At 62.8% G+C, this 18,355-nt stretch carries 17 protein-coding genes; 2 read left to right on the top strand and 15 right to left on the bottom strand.

What is annotated here, in order from left to right; genetic code table 11:
- Positions 1 to 2 precede the first annotated feature (2 nt).
- Together AC1D05_RS21485 and AC1D05_RS21490 are read left to right on the top strand one after the other, a co-directional pair.
- The gene (locus tag AC1D05_RS21485; protein WP_477443769.1) at positions 3 to 1,034 is read left to right on the top strand and encodes a glycosyltransferase family 2 protein; all 1,032 of its coding nucleotides are present in this window, start codon (positions 3 to 5) and stop codon (positions 1,032 to 1,034) included.
- Positions 1,034 to 2,818: an ABC transporter ATP-binding protein gene (locus AC1D05_RS21490; protein WP_477443771.1), complete on the top strand. Its 1,785-nt coding sequence runs from the start codon at positions 1,034 to 1,036 to the stop codon at positions 2,816 to 2,818. The genes AC1D05_RS21485 and AC1D05_RS21490 overlap by 1 nt, the downstream gene beginning before the upstream one ends.
- A gap of 310 nt (positions 2,819 to 3,128) precedes the next feature.
- Here AC1D05_RS21490 and AC1D05_RS21495 read toward each other — a convergent pair whose 3' ends face one another.
- From AC1D05_RS21495 to AC1D05_RS21565, 15 genes are all read right to left on the bottom strand, one after another.
- Complete coding sequence (locus AC1D05_RS21495) at positions 3,129 to 4,574, bottom strand: coiled-coil domain-containing protein (protein WP_477443773.1); 1,446 nt, start codon at positions 4,572 to 4,574, stop codon at positions 3,129 to 3,131.
- A gap of 363 nt (positions 4,575 to 4,937) precedes the next feature.
- The gene (minE, locus tag AC1D05_RS21500; RefSeq protein WP_477443775.1) at positions 4,938 to 5,210 is read right to left on the bottom strand and encodes a cell division topological specificity factor MinE; all 273 of its coding nucleotides are present in this window, start codon (positions 5,208 to 5,210) and stop codon (positions 4,938 to 4,940) included.
- A complete protein-coding gene (gene minD, locus AC1D05_RS21505; RefSeq protein WP_477443776.1) occupies positions 5,207 to 6,022 on the bottom strand; it encodes a septum site-determining protein MinD in 816 nt (271 codons plus the stop codon). The genes minE and minD overlap by 4 nt, the downstream gene beginning before the upstream one ends.
- Positions 6,023 to 6,092: 70 nt before the next feature.
- Positions 6,093 to 6,926 carry a septum site-determining protein MinC gene (gene minC / locus AC1D05_RS21510; protein WP_477443777.1) on the bottom strand — a complete coding sequence of 278 codons (834 nt, stop codon included), beginning with the start codon at positions 6,924 to 6,926 and terminating at the stop codon, positions 6,093 to 6,095.
- Positions 6,927 to 7,620: 694 nt separating this feature from the next.
- Entirely contained in the window at positions 7,621 to 8,334 is a 714-nt protein-coding gene (locus tag AC1D05_RS21515; RefSeq protein WP_477443778.1) for a hypothetical protein, read from the bottom strand.
- Between the two features lie 33 nt (positions 8,335 to 8,367).
- Positions 8,368 to 9,549 (bottom strand): gluzincin family metallopeptidase, encoded by a 1,182-nt coding sequence (locus tag AC1D05_RS21520; RefSeq protein ID WP_477443779.1) that lies wholly within the window; start codon positions 9,547 to 9,549, stop codon positions 8,368 to 8,370.
- Positions 9,550 to 9,628: 79 nt separating this feature from the next.
- Positions 9,629 to 10,351 (bottom strand): TfuA-like protein, encoded by a 723-nt coding sequence (locus AC1D05_RS21525; RefSeq protein WP_477443780.1) that lies wholly within the window; start codon positions 10,349 to 10,351, stop codon positions 9,629 to 9,631.
- Positions 10,352 to 10,356: 5 nt separating this feature from the next.
- Positions 10,357 to 11,511: a YcaO-like family protein gene (locus AC1D05_RS21530; protein ID WP_477443781.1), complete on the bottom strand. Its 1,155-nt coding sequence runs from the start codon at positions 11,509 to 11,511 to the stop codon at positions 10,357 to 10,359.
- Positions 11,512 to 11,534: 23 nt separating this feature from the next.
- On the bottom strand, positions 11,535 to 14,696 hold the full coding sequence (locus AC1D05_RS21535; RefSeq protein ID WP_477443782.1) for an AAA family ATPase: 3,162 nt from the start codon (positions 14,694 to 14,696) through the stop codon (positions 11,535 to 11,537).
- 203 nt (positions 14,697 to 14,899) lie between these two features.
- On the bottom strand, positions 14,900 to 15,304 hold the full coding sequence (locus tag AC1D05_RS21540) for a hypothetical protein (protein ID WP_477443783.1): 405 nt from the start codon (positions 15,302 to 15,304) through the stop codon (positions 14,900 to 14,902).
- Positions 15,305 to 15,604: 300 nt separating this feature from the next.
- Complete coding sequence (locus AC1D05_RS21545; RefSeq protein WP_013894378.1) at positions 15,605 to 15,754, bottom strand: hypothetical protein; 150 nt, start codon at positions 15,752 to 15,754, stop codon at positions 15,605 to 15,607.
- 34 nt (positions 15,755 to 15,788) lie between these two features.
- Complete coding sequence (locus AC1D05_RS21550) at positions 15,789 to 16,106, bottom strand: DUF2934 domain-containing protein (protein WP_140892427.1); 318 nt, start codon at positions 16,104 to 16,106, stop codon at positions 15,789 to 15,791.
- A gap of 110 nt (positions 16,107 to 16,216) precedes the next feature.
- Complete coding sequence (locus tag AC1D05_RS21555) at positions 16,217 to 16,825, bottom strand: BA14K family protein (RefSeq protein WP_477443784.1); 609 nt, start codon at positions 16,823 to 16,825, stop codon at positions 16,217 to 16,219.
- A gap of 126 nt (positions 16,826 to 16,951) precedes the next feature.
- A complete protein-coding gene (locus tag AC1D05_RS21560) occupies positions 16,952 to 17,473 on the bottom strand; it encodes a DoxX family protein (RefSeq protein ID WP_477443785.1) in 522 nt (173 codons plus the stop codon).
- Between the two features lie 379 nt (positions 17,474 to 17,852).
- Positions 17,853 to 18,355, bottom strand: a 503-nt coding sequence (locus AC1D05_RS21565; RefSeq protein WP_477443786.1) for a transposase, incomplete at its 5' end; no start/stop codon positions are given.

Genomic DNA, 18,355 nt, shown 5'->3' on the forward strand with positions numbered 1-18,355 from the left:
GCATGAAAGTCAAAGCCCACCAACCTCTGCAACGCGATCGTTCGACGGCGCTCGGCCTCGCCCCGGCCAACCCGCGACCGGACCGATCGGCGCCGGAAGTCAGCTTCATCATCTGCACGCGCAACCGCGTCGCCGTGCTCGAGGCCTGCATCAAGTCGGTGCAGGCCGCGTGCCGTGCCCATGCCGACTTCGCGGCCGAGCTCGTGGTCGTCGACAATGGCTCGAGCGACCGCACGGCGGAACGCCTGGCCGGCATCGCCGCTATGTCGGACATCCCCTTCACGCCCGTTTGCGAGCCACGCCCCGGACTGGCGGCTGCCCGAAACGCCGGGTTGCGGCGCGCGCGCGGCCGTGTGCTTGTCTTCGTCGATGACGATTGCGCGGTGCATCGCGACTATCTGCGCGACCTGGAGCGACACTATGCGTCCGGCGAGCAATGGCTCATCCGGGGCGGCAGCGTCGAGTTGGGCGATCCCAGGGATCTGCCTTTCACGATCAAGCGATCGCGGGTGCGCGAGCGGCTGACGCCGGATATTCATCCCGGCGGCTTCGTGCTGGGCTGCAACATGACGATGCACCGCGATGTCGCCGCCCGTATCGGCTATTTCGACGAGCGCTTCGGCGCAGGCGGGCCATTGCGGTCTGCGGAGGATACCGATTACCTCGTTCGGGCGGTGCTGCTCGGCATCGCGGTCGAGTATGTGCCCGACATGACGATATTCCATCATCACGGCCGGCGCGATCGCAAAGCCATCGAAAAGCTGCACCGCGACTACAGCCTGGGCAATGGCGGGCTCTGCCTGAAACACATTCGCCATGCGCCTTGGCTGCTTCGCCATTTCTATTGGGCCGTGAGAGGGGCTTTCCGGGAACTAGCGGGCGGGCCCGCGTTCGACCCTGAACTCGATCTGTCGCACTGGCCGATCGTCGGCATGAATGTGCTCGGCGCGGCCAGATACCTCCTGCTGGCGAGACGTCTACAGGCCGAGCCGGTGCGCCAGGATCAACAAGCCAATGCCGAGGCACCGCTCTGATGCCATTGCTCCCGCCTAGCCTGCCGATGCTGTTTCGCGCGTTCGGAAAGCGGCAACTGCGCCTGGTTCCGGCCGTGGTGGCTCTCGGCCTGGTCAGCGCTGCCCTCGAAGGGTTCGGCATCGGCCTGATCATCCCCCTGCTGGGCATCATCATGGGGCACGGCGATGCGACGGGAATGGCTGGGTTCTCCGCTGTCCTCCAGCAGGTCGGATCGGGCTTCAGCGAGCGCGACCGGCTTGTCGTCATCTCGGCCGCCATCCTCGGCTCGATCATCCTCAAGAACGTCTTCGCCTTCGCCAACACGCTGCTGACGACCTTCATCTCCGGCAAGGCCAGTCATTCGATCCGCAGCGCCCTGTCGGAGCAGCTGTTGCGGGTAGGTTACCCCTTCTTCCTCAGGCAGAGCCCCGGGCGGCTGCTCAACATCATCTCCAACGAATCCTGGCGGGCGTCCGATGCGATCCAGATCATGCTGTCGGCGATCATCAGCGCATCGGCCGCCATCATCCTCCTGGCCTTCCTGCTTCTGCTGTCGTGGCGCATGACGCTGCTGGTCACGCTTGGACTGGCGCTCGTCCAGATCGCGCACGCCATCCTCTCGGCCAATCTGAAGGGCCCCAGCCGCAGCGTCGCTTCGCGCAACAGCCATCTTGCCTCGCAGATGCTGCATCTGGTGCATGCCGGACGCCTGATCCGCATCTTCGGCCAGGAGAGCCGGGAGAAGGCGACATTCGATACCGCGTCCGATGCGGTTCGCCGCGCCTCCTTCGTCCTGCAGGTCCGCCAGGGCGCGTTGCCGCCGCTGACGGAGGTTCTCCATGCCATGCTGTTTCTGGCGGTGGTGATCGGCGCCTGGCTGGCGCAGGTGAGTTTCCCGCTGATCATCGCGTTCGTCATCCTGCTCTACAGGCTGCAGCCGCATATGCGGGCCCTGCAAGGATCGTGGAGCCAACTGCAGGGCCTGAGCGGATCGTTGGAAGAAGTGACATGGATGCTGGACCCCGCAGGCAAGCCCAAGCCGCCGCAAGGCGACGGACCGTTCCACGGATTGCGCCAGGGCATCAAGTTCGATGAGGTGACGTTCACCTATTCCGGCACGGACCAGCGTGAAGTGGTGCTGCATGCGGCGACGTTCGCAATCAACAGTGGCCGCTCGACGGCGCTGATCGGCCGCTCGGGCGCCGGCAAGACGACGATCGTCAATCTTCTATGCCGCTTCGTGGAACCGGACAGCGGCAGGATTCTCGTCGATGGATCGCCGCTGGACCGGATCGACGCCAGCCAGTGGCGGCGCCACATCGCGCTGGCCAGCCAGGAGTTGGAGCTGGTCGACGGCACCATTTTCGACAACATAACCTACGGCCAGGACGCGGCCACCGGTGGCGACGCCGAGCGCGCCGCGAGACTGGCCGAAGCGCATGAATTCATCGAAAGGCTGCCTCATGGGTACGACACGCTGGTTGGCTACAGGGGCGTCAATCTGTCGGCGGGTCAGAGGCAGCGCATCGCGCTGGCCAGGGCGCTGGTGCGCGATCCCGATCTCCTCATCCTAGACGAAGCCACCAATGCCGTCGACGGACTGTCGGAAGCGGCCATCGTCGAGACCCTGAAGTCGAGGGCGGGACGGCGCACGACCATCGTTATCAGCCACCATCACAGCACCATCTCGTTCTGCGACGACGTGGTGATCCTGAGCGGCGGCCGGGTGAAGAAGCAGGCCCCTTTCGGCACCCTGGCATCGCTCAGCATGGACGAGCTTTACCAGCACGAGCCGCTCGACTGACATGGGTTGGGGCCGCGTTCCCGATGCGGCGTCGACCATTCGAATCACGAGACCCGGGAATTGCCGCAGGCACCCTGCGCGATCGCGCCAATGCTATGCGGTGCCCGGACTCGCTACCGTTGTTTCGCGGCGGACCTGTCGATCCGCCCGGGCCGGTGCCCATTGGTTTACTCTCCAGATGCGGTGCCGGCCCCCCTCTTGGGTTCCTCGGGCGAGGCCCGAGGCTCTCCCCGGCAAGGGGCCTCGGCGAAGTCGAGACGGAGAGCGGGAGCGAAGCGACGTCGCAGGAACCCTTGAAGGGTGAAGTCCGCTACGGCGCCGCGCGGAGGTTCCTGGGGATACGCCGCCTGCCCGCCGCACGTGCCTTTTCCGCCACCACGCCGGCAATTTCGACCACGCTGGCCTCGCGCGGTCTGCCGTTGGTGGCCTTGTGGAGCCGCTCGTAGGGCAGCAATTCCTTGATCCGGGCATTGAGTGACGCGATCTCGGCTTTGAGGTCGTCGCACTCCTGCGTCTGGACATCGAACTGTATCTGTTCCGATGCCTGTTGCAGCGTAAGTTGTGAGAGATTGGCATTCAATTTCGAAAGGTTCATCTTGTCGTTTTCGTTCTCACGGGTGAGAGCGGACAATCTTTCATCGGCGATTTTCTTTTCGGCCAAGGTGTCGTTCAATTCAGTCTTCAGCCTGGCGATTTCGCCGACGGCCTCGCTGGTCTCGTTCGACGCCTGCTCCAGTCGCAATTGCAGGTCCTCGATCTCCGAACGCAACCCGCGCATTTCCGCCTCGCCGCGAGCCAGCTCGGCCTCCCTGTCACCTTCCATCATGCGGGACGCTTCGGTTGTTTCCGACAGCTTCGCCTGTGCGGCCTCAAGTGACTTTTGCAGCCGCATCTCCTCTATCTCGCTCTTGCCGAGCGCGGCCTGCAGGTTCGCAAGCCGTGCCGCCTCGCTGGCATGGATCGTCGAGAGCTCGTCGAGCCGATGGCGCGCCTGGGATTCCCGCTTCAGCGCCTTGTCGAGATCGAGCGACAGGCTGACATGCTTTTCCCGCAGCATCTTGCTCTCGCGCAGGCGCCTGTTGGCCTGCATCGTCCTGGCGGTCAGCTGCTTGGCGATTTCGCCGAACTGCGCGTCGCGTTTTGCGCTCGCATTGGCTGTCTCCACGAGTTCCAGCCTTACCGCAGCAAGCGCTGCATGCAGTGCATCCCGGTCCTGAACCAGGCTTGTCTCGCGCTGTTGCTGCACTTCGAAAGCGCCTTCGCGCTCGCGCAGCTTTCTCACCGCGTCGTGCAGCTTTTCCGACAGTGTTCTTTGTTCCGCGGCCAGGTCGGCATTTGCCAGCTCCAGCTCATTGGCGCGAAGAATGTCGCTGTGCAGGATGTGGAGATATTCGCGCGTCAAATGGTGCGAGGTCGCGATCTCCGACAGCTTTCCGGTGATCTCGTCCATATAGTCCCTGGCGTCGTGGAAGAGACCTTCGAAGGCACTCAACGCAGCCAGGCGGGTCTGGGTATGGGATGTCTGTCGACGCCCGGCCTCTAGGCTGTCCGTATTGTTCGCACTGTCTGAATTTGCCGCTTCCGCCTCGGGCGGCGAGCCATCAGATCCTGCCGCCATGTCCGGGACATCGCCGCTCTTTGGCGCCTTGTCCTGCGGGTCTAATTCCGACGCCAGCGCGTCCGCCAGATCGACCTGCAGCTCCTGCAATGCATTGTCTACGACTTCAGCACGCTTGATCAAGCCCTTGAAGTTCATGTCCGAACTCCCTTTCGCAGCTCTCTACCCTGTACTTAACGAATTGCTAATATGACCTTACATCCGAGGGCTACGCAGGGGAAGCCCCCCCTTGGCGGGAGACATTTTGGGGAGATTCGGGCGTTGGAATGCCGCAGGCAACCATGCCGAGAGCGTGGGAAAGCCTGGGGCCATCCCCCAGGGATGTGGGGGGCCGGAGGCGGGCGAGACCCGTGGCTCGCCCCGGCAATATGGCTTGGGCAAAGCCCGAGACGGAGCGGGCTCGGCCTCAAATGAATTCGGGGGTAACGGGCCAGCGTCGCGCAGCCCCCGCCCCGATCCGCTTTGCGGATCGACCCTCCCCACGAGGGGGAGGGTAAAAGATCACCCCGCCATGGCCAGCGGCACGGCGCTCTTGTTGGGGATCTGGATATCGATCTCCAGCGTCGACATGGTCTCGCCCCGTTCCATCGACACCTGCAGGTAATCCTGGTCGATCTGCACATGCTTGGCGATCACCGCCATGATCTCCTCGCGCAGGATGGAGACGAGGTCGGGCTGGCTGCGGTTGCGGCGCTCATAGGCGAGCAGCACTTGCAGCCGCTCGCGTGCCACCGGCGCGCTGGAGCGCCGCTTGAAGATGTCGAGCAGGTTCATGCCGCCCTCCTTCCCAAAAGACGATCGAGGAAGCCCTTGCGCTCGAAGGGCACGATGACCGGCAATGCCTCGCCCTCAAGCCGCCTTGCGGCTTCGATGTAGGCCTTGGCGGCCGAATTGAGCGGCTCCGACAGCGTCACCGGCGAACCGAGATTGGAGGCGCGCAGCACGTCCTGGCTTTCCGGAATGATGCCGAGCAGCGGCACCGACAGGATTTCCAGCACATCGTCGATGGACAGCATTTCGCCCCGCGCGGCCCGCCCCGCGTCATAGCGGGTGACCAGCACGTGCTTGGCGATCTGCTCGCCCTGTTCGGCGCGCATGGTGCGGGCGTCGAGCAGGCCGATGATGCGATCGGAATCGCGCACCGACGACACTTCCGGATTGGTGACGATGACCGCCTCGTCGGCAAAGCGCATGGCGAGCTGCGCGCCGCGCTCGATGCCGGCCGGGCTGTCGCAGAACACGTAGTCGAACACCGAGCGCAGCTTGTCGATGACTTCACCGACGCCCTCTTCGGTCAGCGCGTCCTTGTCGCGCGTCTGCGAGGCCGGCAGCAGGAACAGCGTGTCGACCCGCTTGTCGCGGATCAGCGCCTGCGACAGCTTTGCCGTGCCCTGGATGACGTTGACGAGGTCGAACACGACGCGCCGCTCGGCGCCCATGATCAGGTCGAGATTCCTGAGGCCGACGTCGAAATCGACGAGCGCCACCTTCTTGCCGGTCTTGGCCACGGCCGCTCCAAGCGCAGCCGTCGAGGTGGTCTTGCCGACGCCCCCCTTGCCCGAAGTGACCACCACTACCTTGCCCATTGAAAAGCCTCCGTTGTTGTTCGTTTTGTTGTCCCGGCCGCCCTGACGGCCTTCAATTCAGTCAGTCGCTTCAGCTCAGTGTTTCGACGCGCAGGCCGTCGCCGTCGAGGAAGGCCTGCACCGGTTTTCCCCGCGACACCCCTTCCATCTCCTCGGCGGTGATGTACCAGCCGTCGACCGACAGCAGTTCGGCCTCGTTGCGGCGGCAGAAGATGCGCGCGCTGGTGTTGCCCAGCGCGCCCGCCGAAGCCCGCCCGCGCAGCGTGCCGTAGACATGGATCGAACCGGCGGCGACGATCTCCGAACCGGACGCGACCGAGCCCAGCACGATGACATCGCCGTGCGCATGCATGATCGCCTGGCCGGAGCGGATCGGCGCCTTGATCATCAGCGTGCCCGAATCGTAGTGCGAAACCTGCGGCTCGCTTTCCCCGGTCTTGCTTGCGCCAGCCTTGCCCTTCGCAGCGATGCCGGCATCCGCCCGCGCATCCAGGCCGCGCTCCGGTGCCCTGCCCTCGGCAGCCTTGCCCTCCGACGTGCCGGAACCCTCTTGCCCACCCTTGCGGCCGGGCAACAGCCCATCCGTCGTCGCCTCCTTGGCGCCGACCAGCAAAGGCGGCAGTTCGGGGCCGAGCACAGCCCCCTCAAGCTCGATGGCATAGATGCGGATGCCGCGCGTACCAAGCTCCGCCACCAGTGCCGCGATCTCGCTTGGCTGCGGCTTCAGCACATTCAAATCGAGCAGCACCGGCCGCCCGGCAAAATAGCCCGGCGAATTGCCGATCCAGTGATCCAGCCCCTGCAGCCACTCCGCCATGGGCGCTTCCGGGGTCAATGTGAAAGCGACGAAAGAGCGGGCACGAAAGCGAATGGATTTGGCCTCGAGGGGAGCGGCAAAGGTCACGGCTGGCGAATCCTTACTGAGAGGTAAACGCTAGCGAGGGAATGGTTAACGAATGGTTAATGAGGGGGCAACTTGGCAGTCTTCGAGAAATTGAAAGGCCGGCTAAACGCCAGTTGCGGCCTACCCGGAGACACAGTGAACGTCTTAATAGGCGCCGCTTCCTTCCTGTCCGGTCTCGGGCGGTAGCATTCGGAAAGCGGACACACTCGTTGACTGGCGCGACGGCTAAAATGCCGTTTGCCGGACACGGCAAGGATGCCGAGGGCCTCTCGGATATCGATGTGATGAATCCTCTCGCGTTCGTATCGACAGGATTCAATGATTTCGGCCGGCGGTGACAACGACAAGCATTGCGTTGCGCTCGGATACCGCTACTTTCCCGCGGGAACTTGGCCTGGGTACACCGTGAAAACATCAAAAATCACCGCCGTCGATTTCTTCGACGATCTGGGAGGTAGGGCCACGGTGGGGAACTCCCGTCGCCAGTTATGTGGGCCGAGCCGATGCGCCCGACGCCCGCCCTCTAGACCGACGACAGCCCCGAGACGACCCAACCCGCGGATGAGAGTCTGATCAACCGTCGTCTCTGAGCTCCACCCCCAGCCCTGTCCAGCTTCAGCCGATCCGACTGCATGGCAAACCTGCCAAGCAGGCGAGCCTTCTTGCCTTCAACCTTGACAGGGAACATGAGAGACTAGTCGTTCAGCTTTCCGCCACGGTGTCCCATCGTCATCTTGGATGCGTACATCGTCGGTGAACGCTTGCCTGGAAGGTTCGCCTCGAGGACGATCTGCTCGATAAACCCCTGGTTCATTTCGAATTCCACGCATTCGTCAAGCTTATCGACAATCCAGAGCATATATTTCTCTGGGCCATGCTCATCTTGTTTATTAAATTTCTTATCATATCCGCAATCGTCGAGAGGTATCATTTGAGGGAGAACTGGAATAAGCATGATCTTCGGTTTTGGAAGATCAAAGCAATGTCCCTCATATGAATACCCGACAATAATTCCAGATGACAGTACCTTTCCGCTCTTATATGCTTCATCGAATGACACCACAGTAGAAATCACGATGAATCCGATATTTCGCACGGCTAAGGAAATCTGAGTCGCGTAACCAAACTCATCGGGAAATCCGCTGATTCTTCGACTTGCAATCAGGTTAAGAAATTGTTCATTTGTAACTTTTGAATCACTCAATTGCTGCAGAAATTTGTCATTTTTACTTACGTCATCCGATTGTGATCGAACTGATATTGCGAAGTCTGCGCTCTCAAGGTTTTTTGGATGGTTGGGGTAAACAAGATCTCCGCCGCCCGGGGCGATACCGTAAAGCCTGACCTGTGTTGCGTTGTAAGCGCCTGATGGAAACGTCAGTGTCGGTCGGTGATAGTCGTCGCTCATTTTCCTCGCTCCTTTTTGTTGCAATCGATCAGTTCATAGAATCTCTCGCCATCTGAAGTTTTCTTCAAACTTTTCCGCAAGCGCGGGCGCCACCCGGTCGCTGACATCGACCAGCGTGGCAGCGGCATTCTCGAAGGTCAGGTCATCTGCATCGAGGCGCGGCCATGCCTGAGCAAGTGCGAGGGCCACTTCGTCCCTTGCTCTGATCAGCATGCTCTTGAACATGAAGGGCCGAGCGCGGAAGGCGCGGGACGTGAAATCCGAGATGCGCTGCATGTCGGACTGGTCGACATCCTTGATATCGATCCCCAGCAGCCGCTCGTCGGCCAACCCCTCGTGCACCAGTGCCGCGTGGTAGACGTCGACGATCGTGTCGAACACAGCCCCCGTGAACGGCCGTGACCTGTCATGGATTTCCGCCGTCACCTCCGACATGCGGCGTGCGTTGCTGGCGAGGCGGATCTGCCGATCGCCAGTCAGTTCGGCAATCCGGTTCAATTCATTGAGAACAAGCAGGTTGCCATCGCAGTGCCGCAGCAGCCGGTCCATGCCGCTGTCGAAATTCAGGAAGGACAAGAGCGAGACCAGATCCGAGCTGGCTTCGTGGAACGGTCCGAAATCGCCTTGAGACAGGCCGCCGGCTGGTGTTCCGAACAGCGAAAACAAGATTGCGTGGCCGACCTCATGTGCGATCACATCGAAGTTGAGCGCATAGGGATAGTTGCGTCCGTCGATGCCGCGCTCTCGGCCGAGTTCCAGATAACCATAGCCCGATTGTGCATTCTCCCAGTCGACGAAGGGGATGATTTCGAGCCGCTCGTACGTTTCGGCGAAATACCAGACAATCGGTTTGCCGAGGTAGCTTTCCCAGATGTCCAGCACGCGGCCGACCGAGGCGAAAGCGTGCGCAGAAAGGAACTGCCGCGAGGTCAGGGAAAGCTGATCGAAATGGCCATCAAAACCAGCCTCTGCAGGCGGAAAGATTTCGCCGACAAACGGTGGCAGATAAGGGTAGTCGTAAGGCTCCTTGTCGAGGAGCGGATCGCGAACGTAGATGCGGTGATCTTCCGGGCCGGAGCGGATCAGATCGGGTGGAGTAGAAATCCATACTGTTTCGGGTGTTTCGTAACCCGAAAGGTGAGGGACCTGCGGGTAGACCAGGAACCGCGTTCCCAGCAATGGATCTTGCGCAACGACACGATCGACCGCGTCCAATTGCTTGGCCCCCTCTGACGCTACCACGCTATCACGGCGCTTACGCTACGTAAATCGTCGGCCGCCAAGAGGTCAGGGCCTATAGCGCCAGCCCCGCATCATCCATATCCTTGGAGAAGGCCGAGGTTAGCTGTAATTCCGGCATGGGGTGTGCTTTTTCAAATGCTTGCTCCCGCAAAAGTTCGAGTGCCCGCAGGGCATCTTGCTTTTTTTGCTGGACGAAAGCCGCGCCAAGCTCCCTGCACAATTTCTCGACGTCGTCCTTGCCGTCGTGCGCATCCCGGACCATCCGTGCCAGGGTGCGCTCGCGAAAGTTGACGGCCTGTGCCGCACCCTCGAGCCTCGCCTGCTGTTCGGGTGAAATCACGCCGCGCCGGGAAGCAGCGCGAAGGGTTCGGCGCAGGTCAATCAGCGCATGCGTCAATTGAGCGAAATTCACCTCGGCCGGTCCATGCAACACCGCTACTGCGTCGTCGGGTGCAAAGGCGAAGCGGCGATACCATCGGTAGATAAGCCCGACGCCTTGCATATGGGGGAACAGCTCGGCTGCTCGAAGGGCACCCATGCTGGCCGCGCCGACGACACGAATGCCGCGGCTGAGGGCCCACAGGATTTCCTTGTGCCGAACCGCCGGCTCGGCCTGAAAACCACCGTCTATGAGAAGGATCGCACTCGGGTCGAAATGCTGCACGGCCGAAACGATCGAGCCTTGCACGGCCGGGGGAAGGCATACCGCATCGACGACCTTCAACGCGTCGGAATGGGACATGGTAGGGCCGGTGAAGACGAGTTTCGGGCGCATGATCTCTACCCCTGCAAGAGCGGCTGCAAGTCAGGGATCACAATCCTGACAACCGACAGGGCGTCGAGCGGTTTCGTTCCCACCCGGATTAGGTGAACCGCATCGAACCCTCTCTCTTCGAGAATTGCCAAGAGGACCGACAGCCCGTCCGACGCCGTGTTGAACTTCTGCTCGGCGAGCGCGCGGAAATCCACGCTGCGCGGGCCATCGCGGAGGAGCCGGCGGTGCGCTGCGATCATCTGCCGATCGGGGTATTTCGGATAGGACGCGCGCGTCAGGTCGTCGCGCGCGCCCGAGATCGCCGCCAGACGGGCCTGGGCCGCTTCGTAGATGGCGTGCACCGCCGCGCCAGCGGGACTGAAACCGGCGGCCGAGCCATCAGCCGGATGATCCAAAAGGACCGTTTCCGTCGGTTCGTCTTCCAGCAGATGGCACCACACCACCGGTATGCCCAACGGCGACAAAGCTTGCCAAAGGCCGACCAGCACGTTCTTGGCCGCCAAAGTTTCCAGGAGATCGCGGAGCGACGGATCATCGATCGTCTCGGGATCGATGCGTTGACGGTGGAAAAACCCGTGGGTCCGATATGCCGTGGCGATCGCGTCGCGTTCGATGCATTCAAGCATGCCATGAACGATGGCATCCGGCTCCTCGAAGCCTGCGGCCAAACCGCTCGTCGATGCCGCGAAAATGCCGTCATGGGGCAGTGACGGCAACACATAGGCGGTGTGCACGAGCTCGAACGGGACCAGGTCGCGGCTGCCTGTAAGAAGATTGTCTGCGGCTACCCACGCCGTCTCCCTACCGCGCCATCCGGGCGCGGTGCCACCCTGGAGATGCCTTTCGAAACGATCTGGCGGGATGCCCAATTGATCGGCGCAGCCGACGACTGGTTCGAAATTCGCCACCTGCTCTGCAAAGAAGCTCTCGGCCGATTCCAGCATGGCCGATATCGCGGCTTGCGCCAGGGTGGCGCCCTTGCCTTGCGCGACTGCGTTGGAGAGCGAGAAAGGTCTTGTCACTTGCACGACCGGGATGCCGAGCTGGTCGAGCCCGGTAATGTCGGCGATCCGCGTGATGCCCAGGCCTTCGCGCATCTTCATCAGCCTCGCCAGCGCCTCGTCGGGCGGCGGACCAAGGCGTTTATATCGCTCCAGCATCGCGGATGCTCTTGCAGGGCCGGCTAGTGCCGAACGGCCGATTCGGGATTGACGATCAGCGCGGCGCCCGGCTCGAGAGCGGATTTCGCACGTTCGACCCGATCGCGATAGCGCGACGACAGTTCCGGTGACAGGCCTGATGATTGAAGGGTCTCGTATGTACTGACGAGGAAAGGCACGGCACTTTGCTCCGCGGCTATGGCGATGCTCTTTTCGAGGGCAGCGATTACGTCCGCCTCTGCATCGCCCTGGAGAAGAAGTAGCTCCGCCCTTCGCCTGTAGAGCTCTGCCAGCCAGAAGCGGCTGCCGCCGGCCTCGGCCTGCGCCACAGCCGAGCCCAGCAGCGCGAGCGCCTCATCGACCTCGGCAGTTCGTGTCAAAAGCTCTGCCAGCATGCCGCAATAGACCGGTTCGTCCTCAGGCGTCTGGAACTCGCCATGGAGGCCAAGGCCTTGCCGCATTTTTTCCCTGCCGCTCTCGACCTGGCCGGCGTTGCCGTCGCACCAGCCTTCGAAGATTTGCGCTGCGGCGGCGAGGGCGGGCATATAATGGCGCTCCGTCAGGTGGCGCAGATCCGCTATCACGCTTCGCAGCATCGAAAAATCGCGGCGATAGCAATGCAGCATCGCCTCGTTGAGATAGGCATGCGCGATGCTGCCGGCATGTCCGGTTTGCTGCGCCCAGCTCCTAGCTTCCGACATCGAATGGATCGCGCTTGCCGGCTTTCCGACGAACCAAAGCGACAAGGCGCGGTGGGCGAGCCCGCAGACCCTCGCGTCATGCCCGCCGAACAACGCAGCATTGGCTTTGCCCTGGCCGTGCTCATAAAGCGACAGTCCGGCGTCGACGGCCGCTATGCAGCGGTCGTGGCGGCCAAGATTGAAGTCGATTGCCCACACGCAATGCCTGGCCTGGAGTTGCACTTCGGCATCCTCGACATCCCTGAGATCGCTGAGCACGACTTCAGCGCGCTCGCCGTCCATGACGGTATCCGTGAACCACCAGCCCCAGTAGATCGGGAACCACTTGGCCCGCTCGGCCACCGGCCGCCGCCGGGCTATCACCACGCCGTCCTCGTACAATTTGCGGGCGGGCGCCGAGTTCGGACCTTCGACAGCGGTCAGGATGGGACCGAGCACGATCATGGCCGACAGCCGCAGCGCGTCTCGCGTGTCGGCTGCCGCAACGCGCTCGGAGAGCGCCAATGCATGCTCGAGTATCTGCCTCGCTTCCGCCATTGCCGAGCGGGACGAGCTTTCCGTGCCTGCGATCACGAACTGAGCGATCGCGTCCTCCAGAAGGCCTGCGCGCTCGGCGTGCTCGGCGACCTCGGCGGTGCCCAGCCACCCGGCCAGGTTTCGGTTGCGGCTCACCGCGGCAAACAGGCGGCGATGCAAGGCCTGCCGTCTCTTGCGCAGCGTTGCGTTGTAGATCGTCTCCTGGATAAGCGCATGGCGCACGCCATAGACCGGAACGACGGAAGGCCGCACGCGGATCAGGAACCCGGCCTCGCTCAGTGAATCCAGCGCGTTTGCGATGATTTCGTCGTCGAGCTCCGGCAATAGCGCGCGCAGCAATTCCTGATTGAAACGATTGCCCGCGACAGCCGCGGCGCGCGCGACTTCGTGTGCCGGCCCCAGCATTTCGAGCCTGGCCTCTATCACGCTTTCAAACACCGAGGCATGACTGCGCGTCGCGGTCTGCGCCAGCCGATCCGTTGCCGAGGCCGCGTTCTCGGCCATCCACTGGCAGATTTCTTCGATGAACAGCGGGACGCCTCCGGTCACGCGTTCCACCACGTCGAGCAATTCCGGGGAAGTTGACGGCTTGCCTTGCGGCCACATGGCCGCGATCGCCATCCGCGTTTGCTCGCGGTTGAGCGGCTTTAGCGAGATATGCCTTGGATTCGATGCTGCCAGCCAGCTCCCGGATTCAGGGCGCGTGGTCGCGATGACAAGCGCCCGGAAGTGACGGGCCGACTGTGCAAGCTCAGCCAACAATTGTCTCGACGTCAGGTCGATCCAATGAATGTCCTCGACCACCAGGACGATCGGTCCGCCGGCGCACAGGGCTTCGAGCGAGTGGCGAACCGCCCAATTGGCTTTCGCGCGCATCGCCTCGGCGTCGATTTCCTTGAGCATCGGATCGGCTCCCGCAGCGCCGAGCAGGAACGAGAAGATGTCGATGATTTCGGGATCGCGGACGTCATGATCGCGGAATGCTTCCGCCACAGCGGCAGCGCTCAGCTGTCCTTCATTGCCGGCGAGATCACCGCGTACGTTCTGTAGCAGCGGATGCAGCGCCGAGCGCAAGCCGCCGGGCGTGCACTGGAAGAGCAGCAGTTTCGCGCGCTGGTGACGCGTGCGCCGGCGCACTTCGTGAAGAATGCGCGACTTGCCGATCCCGGCCTCGCCCTCGATCACCACCACGCCGCCGTTTCCTGCAACGGCGCTGTCCCATGCTTCAGCGATCGTGGCGAGTTCGGCCTCGCGATCGACGAGCGGACTGCTCAGCCGCCCGAAGGCGAAGAAGCGGTCGACCTCGCGCTTGTGACTCAGCGCGAGCCAGACCAGCTCCGGCTCGGCAAACCCCTTGATCGCATGGGTGCCCCTAAAGCTGAACACATGCGACCGTCGCGCCAGGTTGCGCGTCGCGTCCGAGACCACCACCGTATCCGGCTGCGCGATGGCCTGGAGCCGCGTGGCCATCGCGAAGGCAGGGCCGGTGACATTGTCACGACCGGTGTCGGCGTCACCCTTGTGGATCAGGGTCATCGATGTCGCGATTCCGACCCGGACATGCAAATCGGCGCGGCCTTGGTTCGAACCGACGCGCCTGCAGGCGTCGATGATTTCGAGCCCGGCCCGGATCGCCAGCGATGCCGCATCCTTGGCGTCTATTTCGGCAGGAAACAAAGCAACGCCGCCATCGCCGACCTCGACCTGGACGGCACCCGAGCACGACGCGACCGCCTGTCTCGCTGCCCGCTGGAAGGCTGATATCAGTTCCTCGAACTCTTCAATGTCCAGGATGCCAAGAAGGTCGGTCGATCCGACCAGGTCGTAGCAGAGCGCGGTCAGGATCCGGCGCTCATGCCGGGCTTCGGACGCATTGTTGCCGTTGCCGTCCAGAAAACCTGTTGCCACCGACGCCGCCGGCAACGCGACCGGACTCTTCTCCGACATGCTGCGATTTCCTCACCGAGCACAGTGACGGCAATATTAGCAAAGTGCGATGCTGTTCACAAAACACTTGATCGGTGGGCAGGGCAGGAAAAAGCCGATGCTGAGATCATTTTGACGCAATTCCTAAGGGAAAGCGCTACGCGCTTTTTCCTGGAATTGCTCTAGATTTCGGATGGTCCAGCTTCCCGAACCGGACAATCGGTTCACTGAGATGGGTTGGGCACCCGCCAGCGTGGCGTTCCCGCAATTTTCCCACCCTTTGCGGCTTTGAAATAGGTCGCCGCGAGATCCTCGTCACACATCCATGACAGGTATATCTGGATAGACCCGCCCTCCTCGGTGACGGGATAGCGTTCGCCGCATGCCCCGATGCGCTTTTCATACAGGCGCTTTTGCTTGCGGGTCAGCTGATCGAGAAATCCAGCCTCGCATTTGTCGATCACGTCTTCCGACAAGAATTCGTCGCCGCTCGATCCCCAGGCGCAGGCCTGGTGCAATTTGTGAGCGGCCAGGCAATCGGGCGCGGCCTTAATGTCCGCCTCCAATTGAATACCTTTCGGGCACTGCGCGTCCTCCGCGGCCGCGGGAGCGATCAATAGAAGCCCCATCAGGATTGCGCACCTGGTCCGCATATCGAATCCCCCGGGCGGCCTTTCTCCAGATCGGTTTTTGCGTCCGTCGCAGCTTAGCCGAATCGGCGCAAACGGGAAACATTGTCGCTTCCGGCGGTCTTCTGCGAACCGGATGTCACAGGCCCCCGGGTGCGGGAAGGCGTCGTCAGCGGGGGCGCTTGAAAGGAACCCCGCTTGCCGCATCGACACCGGCAACACGTTCGAAAGCGCTACGTGACCGCAGCCGTTGGGCCAAGACTCGCAAGCTTATCGCCATCGCGACCGTCAGAGCCACGCTCAATGCCGCTTGAAATACTGTACCTCGCGCTCATGCTTCTCCGCCGCTTCGCGCGTCTCGAAGGTGCCGAGATTCCGCCTTTTCCCGGTCTTCTCATCCTTCTTGCGCGAATAGAGCCGGTATTTGCCGTCCTTGAGTTTGCGGATCATCTCGCTCTCCCTCGTTTACAGGATCGGGGCCTGATCAGGATTTGGCGCGCTTCCTGGCCTTGAGGCTGCGAGCGGCCTGCTCCAGCGCCGCGCGGTCGGTGCCCAAGCGGTCAAGCAGCGCCTGCGCTTCGTCGCCCGAAATGCCGGTGCGCATCGCCAGTTCCTCGACCTCCAGCACGTCGGTGCTGGCGATCTCGCGCGGCAGCGCGTCGTCCGCCGTCAGCGGCAGGGCCGCCTCACGGTCGATCTCGGCCTCGGCCCGGTGCCAGTGATGCTCTGGATCGCCACCGCCTTCGCGCTCCCAGATCTGGTAGGCGCGCTTCTGGATCTTCTCATGCCGTTCGTCACCCATGGTCGTTCCTCCTTGGTATCGGGGAAGAACGCGGCGCCCGTGCGAACGATCCAAAAAATTTGCGTGATCGAACGGCCAGGGATCGCGCGCGATTTGAAGGAGCCCGCCCCCTATTCGCACTGGCGCCTCGGCCCGCCGGAATAGGGCTGGTAGCTGTTGTCTTCGGGGCGGTAGGAGCGGTAGCGGCTGAAGCAGGATTGGACGTGATCGTCCGAAAGGTCTGCTGTGGCAACCAGGGGCGCGGCGCCGCTTTCGACATAGCTGACCTCGGCGGGCTGCTGCGCGGCCTGGTCGGCGGCGGTGGTGTCGAGATAGGGCGACACGCAGGGCCGCTGCTGTCCGCTATAGGACCTGTAGCTGTTGTCGTCGGGATTGTAGGAGCGGTAGCGGTCGGCGCACCAGCTGACATGGGCAGCCGGCAGCCTGGCCTGCTGCTCACCCTCGTCCGGCGCCACCGCGCCCGTATTGGTCGGGTCGGGCGCCTGCACCCTGGCGGCGGCGTCGGGTGCCGCCGGCTGCGCGGCGGCCACGCGCTCCAGGCCTTGCGCGGCCTTGTCGACGGGCTGTGCGTCCTTGGTCCACAGCTGCGACACACTGTCGGCGGGCTTCGCCTGATGCACGGGCTTGGCGACAATCAACCAGGCAGCGAAAGCCAGCCCGCTGGCGAAGACCGCAAGGGTCAGCACGAAGCCGCCGACCAGTGCCAAAACCGCTTTCATCACACACTCCTTGAGCCCCAGCCAATAGAATGCGGAGCATCAAGACTGGTTCCAGCAAGCGAGCATATGGCAAGGGTCGGCAACTCGAGCGACCTGCCGATGCGCAAAGCGGCAGGCCTCGCCCCTTCAAACCGGCAGCCGTACATCCACCATGAAGTCGTTCTCCACGGCCAGCAGCGCCGCCACCATTTCCTTGTCGCGCTGGCGCTTTTGCAGATAGCGGGCCAGCAGCCAATCCAGCGAGATCCGCCCGGCGCCGGCGACGGCCAGCACGAACATGCCGCCTGCTATCGCCAGATCCTTTTCGAAGTTCAAGAGCTCGGTCTGGCTGGCGAAGTTGGTGTGGAACAGCGTGGCGGTCGCCAGGCAGAACAGGCCGAGGCCGATGGCGCCCAGCCGCGTCAGCACGCCCGTCGCCACCGAGAGCCCTGCCCCCAATTGCAACGCGATGGTGGCGACAAACAGCGGCAGGCCGACGCCTTGCGCGGCCATCGCCTTGGCGGCACCGTCGAAATGGGTGGCCAGTGTCACCCCCTCATGCAGGAAGATGAAGGACATAAGCAGGCGGCCGACAAGCAGGGTCACGTCCCTGATGTGGTATTTCATGGCGAGGCCGGTGAGCTTCGCGGCGAGTTCGGTCGGTATCATGGGTCAGCCTCCAATTTTGGGCTCGGGCAAGTACCGCGCCCACGGTGGGGCGCGCGAGAACGACGCTTGCCGGATGTGATGTCTGAAAAGGCCGGAGCCGGCTCGAGGGAGAGGCGCCGGCTCCGGCAATGGGCGCCAGCCACGAGCGCCCAAACTGTGGTGGGGAACTGGAGCGGTCAGTGCCAGTCCCCCAAGCGGCGACTGATCGGCGCGAGGGTTGATTGCCACGTGGTTCCGCCAATCCGTCGCTGCTTCGCAGCGCCACCTTTCCCCCCTCCGGAGGGAAAGGAAGGGAGCGTTGCTGGACGAGCGTTGACGGCAAAAAGCCTGGCGCTTTTCCTCTACCCCGTCGATCGGGGGAGAGCGACTATCTGGGGTGTCAAGTTGCATTTGCGAACTCAGTTCTCGCGTCGCGTGCTTTTGCATTGAGGATGACGAGAAGTTTTCTGGCGAGTGCGATGCGGATGAGCATTTTGGGCTTTCCCGCCTGCTGCAACCGTTGAGCGAACGCTTTGAGGTGGGGATCGAACTTGGCCACGATGGCGGCGACGACGAAGAGGATGCCGCGCGGCCCAGCACGTCCGCCGCGCACATGCCTGTTGCCGGCGCGCCTGCCGCTGTCGTTGGCGATGGGGGCGAGGCCCGCCAGCTTGGCGATGGCTTTGTTGGAGATGAGGCCGATCTCGGGCAGTTCGGCCATCAGGCGGGCAACGGTGCGGCCAGCCACACCCTTGAGCGAACGAAAGGCCGACCCCAGCTTGGCCCACAGCGGATCGTCGTCGATCATGGAGGCGATCTCGCCTTCCAGGCGCCGCTGCTCGCGCTTGAGGAAGGCCAACATGGCCTCGATGCTGGCGCATGCCTCTGCATCGGGTGCAGCAC

It is taken from the genome of Mesorhizobium sp. P2_E9 (assembly GCF_056403815.1).

What these genes read in the sequence shown, in the direction of transcription:
- AC1D05_RS21485 (WP_477443769.1), top strand. Translation starts at nt 3, where the DNA reads ATGAAAGTCAAAGCCCACCAACCTCTGCAACGCGATCGTTCGACGGCG.
- AC1D05_RS21490 (WP_477443771.1), top strand. Translation starts at nt 1,034, where the DNA reads ATGCCATTGCTCCCGCCTAGCCTGCCGATGCTGTTTCGCGCGTTCGGA.
- AC1D05_RS21495 (WP_477443773.1), bottom strand. Translation starts at nt 4,574, where the DNA reads ATGAACTTCAAGGGCTTGATCAAGCGTGCTGAAGTCGTAGACAATGCA.
- minE (WP_477443775.1), bottom strand. Translation starts at nt 5,210, where the DNA reads ATGAACCTGCTCGACATCTTCAAGCGGCGCTCCAGCGCGCCGGTGGCA.
- minD (WP_477443776.1), bottom strand. Translation starts at nt 6,022, where the DNA reads ATGGGCAAGGTAGTGGTGGTCACTTCGGGCAAGGGGGGCGTCGGCAAG.
- AC1D05_RS21515 (WP_477443778.1), bottom strand. Translation starts at nt 8,334, where the DNA reads ATGAGCGACGACTATCACCGACCGACACTGACGTTTCCATCAGGCGCT.
- AC1D05_RS21525 (WP_477443780.1), bottom strand. Translation starts at nt 10,351, where the DNA reads ATGCGCCCGAAACTCGTCTTCACCGGCCCTACCATGTCCCATTCCGAC.
- AC1D05_RS21530 (WP_477443781.1), bottom strand. Translation starts at nt 11,511, where the DNA reads ATGCTGGAGCGATATAAACGCCTTGGTCCGCCGCCCGACGAGGCGCTG.
- AC1D05_RS21535 (WP_477443782.1), bottom strand. Translation starts at nt 14,696, where the DNA reads ATGTCGGAGAAGAGTCCGGTCGCGTTGCCGGCGGCGTCGGTGGCAACA.
- AC1D05_RS21540 (WP_477443783.1), bottom strand. Translation starts at nt 15,304, where the DNA reads ATGGGGCTTCTATTGATCGCTCCCGCGGCCGCGGAGGACGCGCAGTGC.
- AC1D05_RS21545 (WP_013894378.1), bottom strand. Translation starts at nt 15,754, where the DNA reads ATGATCCGCAAACTCAAGGACGGCAAATACCGGCTCTATTCGCGCAAG.
- AC1D05_RS21550 (WP_140892427.1), bottom strand. Translation starts at nt 16,106, where the DNA reads ATGGGTGACGAACGGCATGAGAAGATCCAGAAGCGCGCCTACCAGATC.
- AC1D05_RS21555 (WP_477443784.1), bottom strand. Translation starts at nt 16,825, where the DNA reads ATGAAAGCGGTTTTGGCACTGGTCGGCGGCTTCGTGCTGACCCTTGCG.
- AC1D05_RS21560 (WP_477443785.1), bottom strand. Translation starts at nt 17,473, where the DNA reads ATGATACCGACCGAACTCGCCGCGAAGCTCACCGGCCTCGCCATGAAA.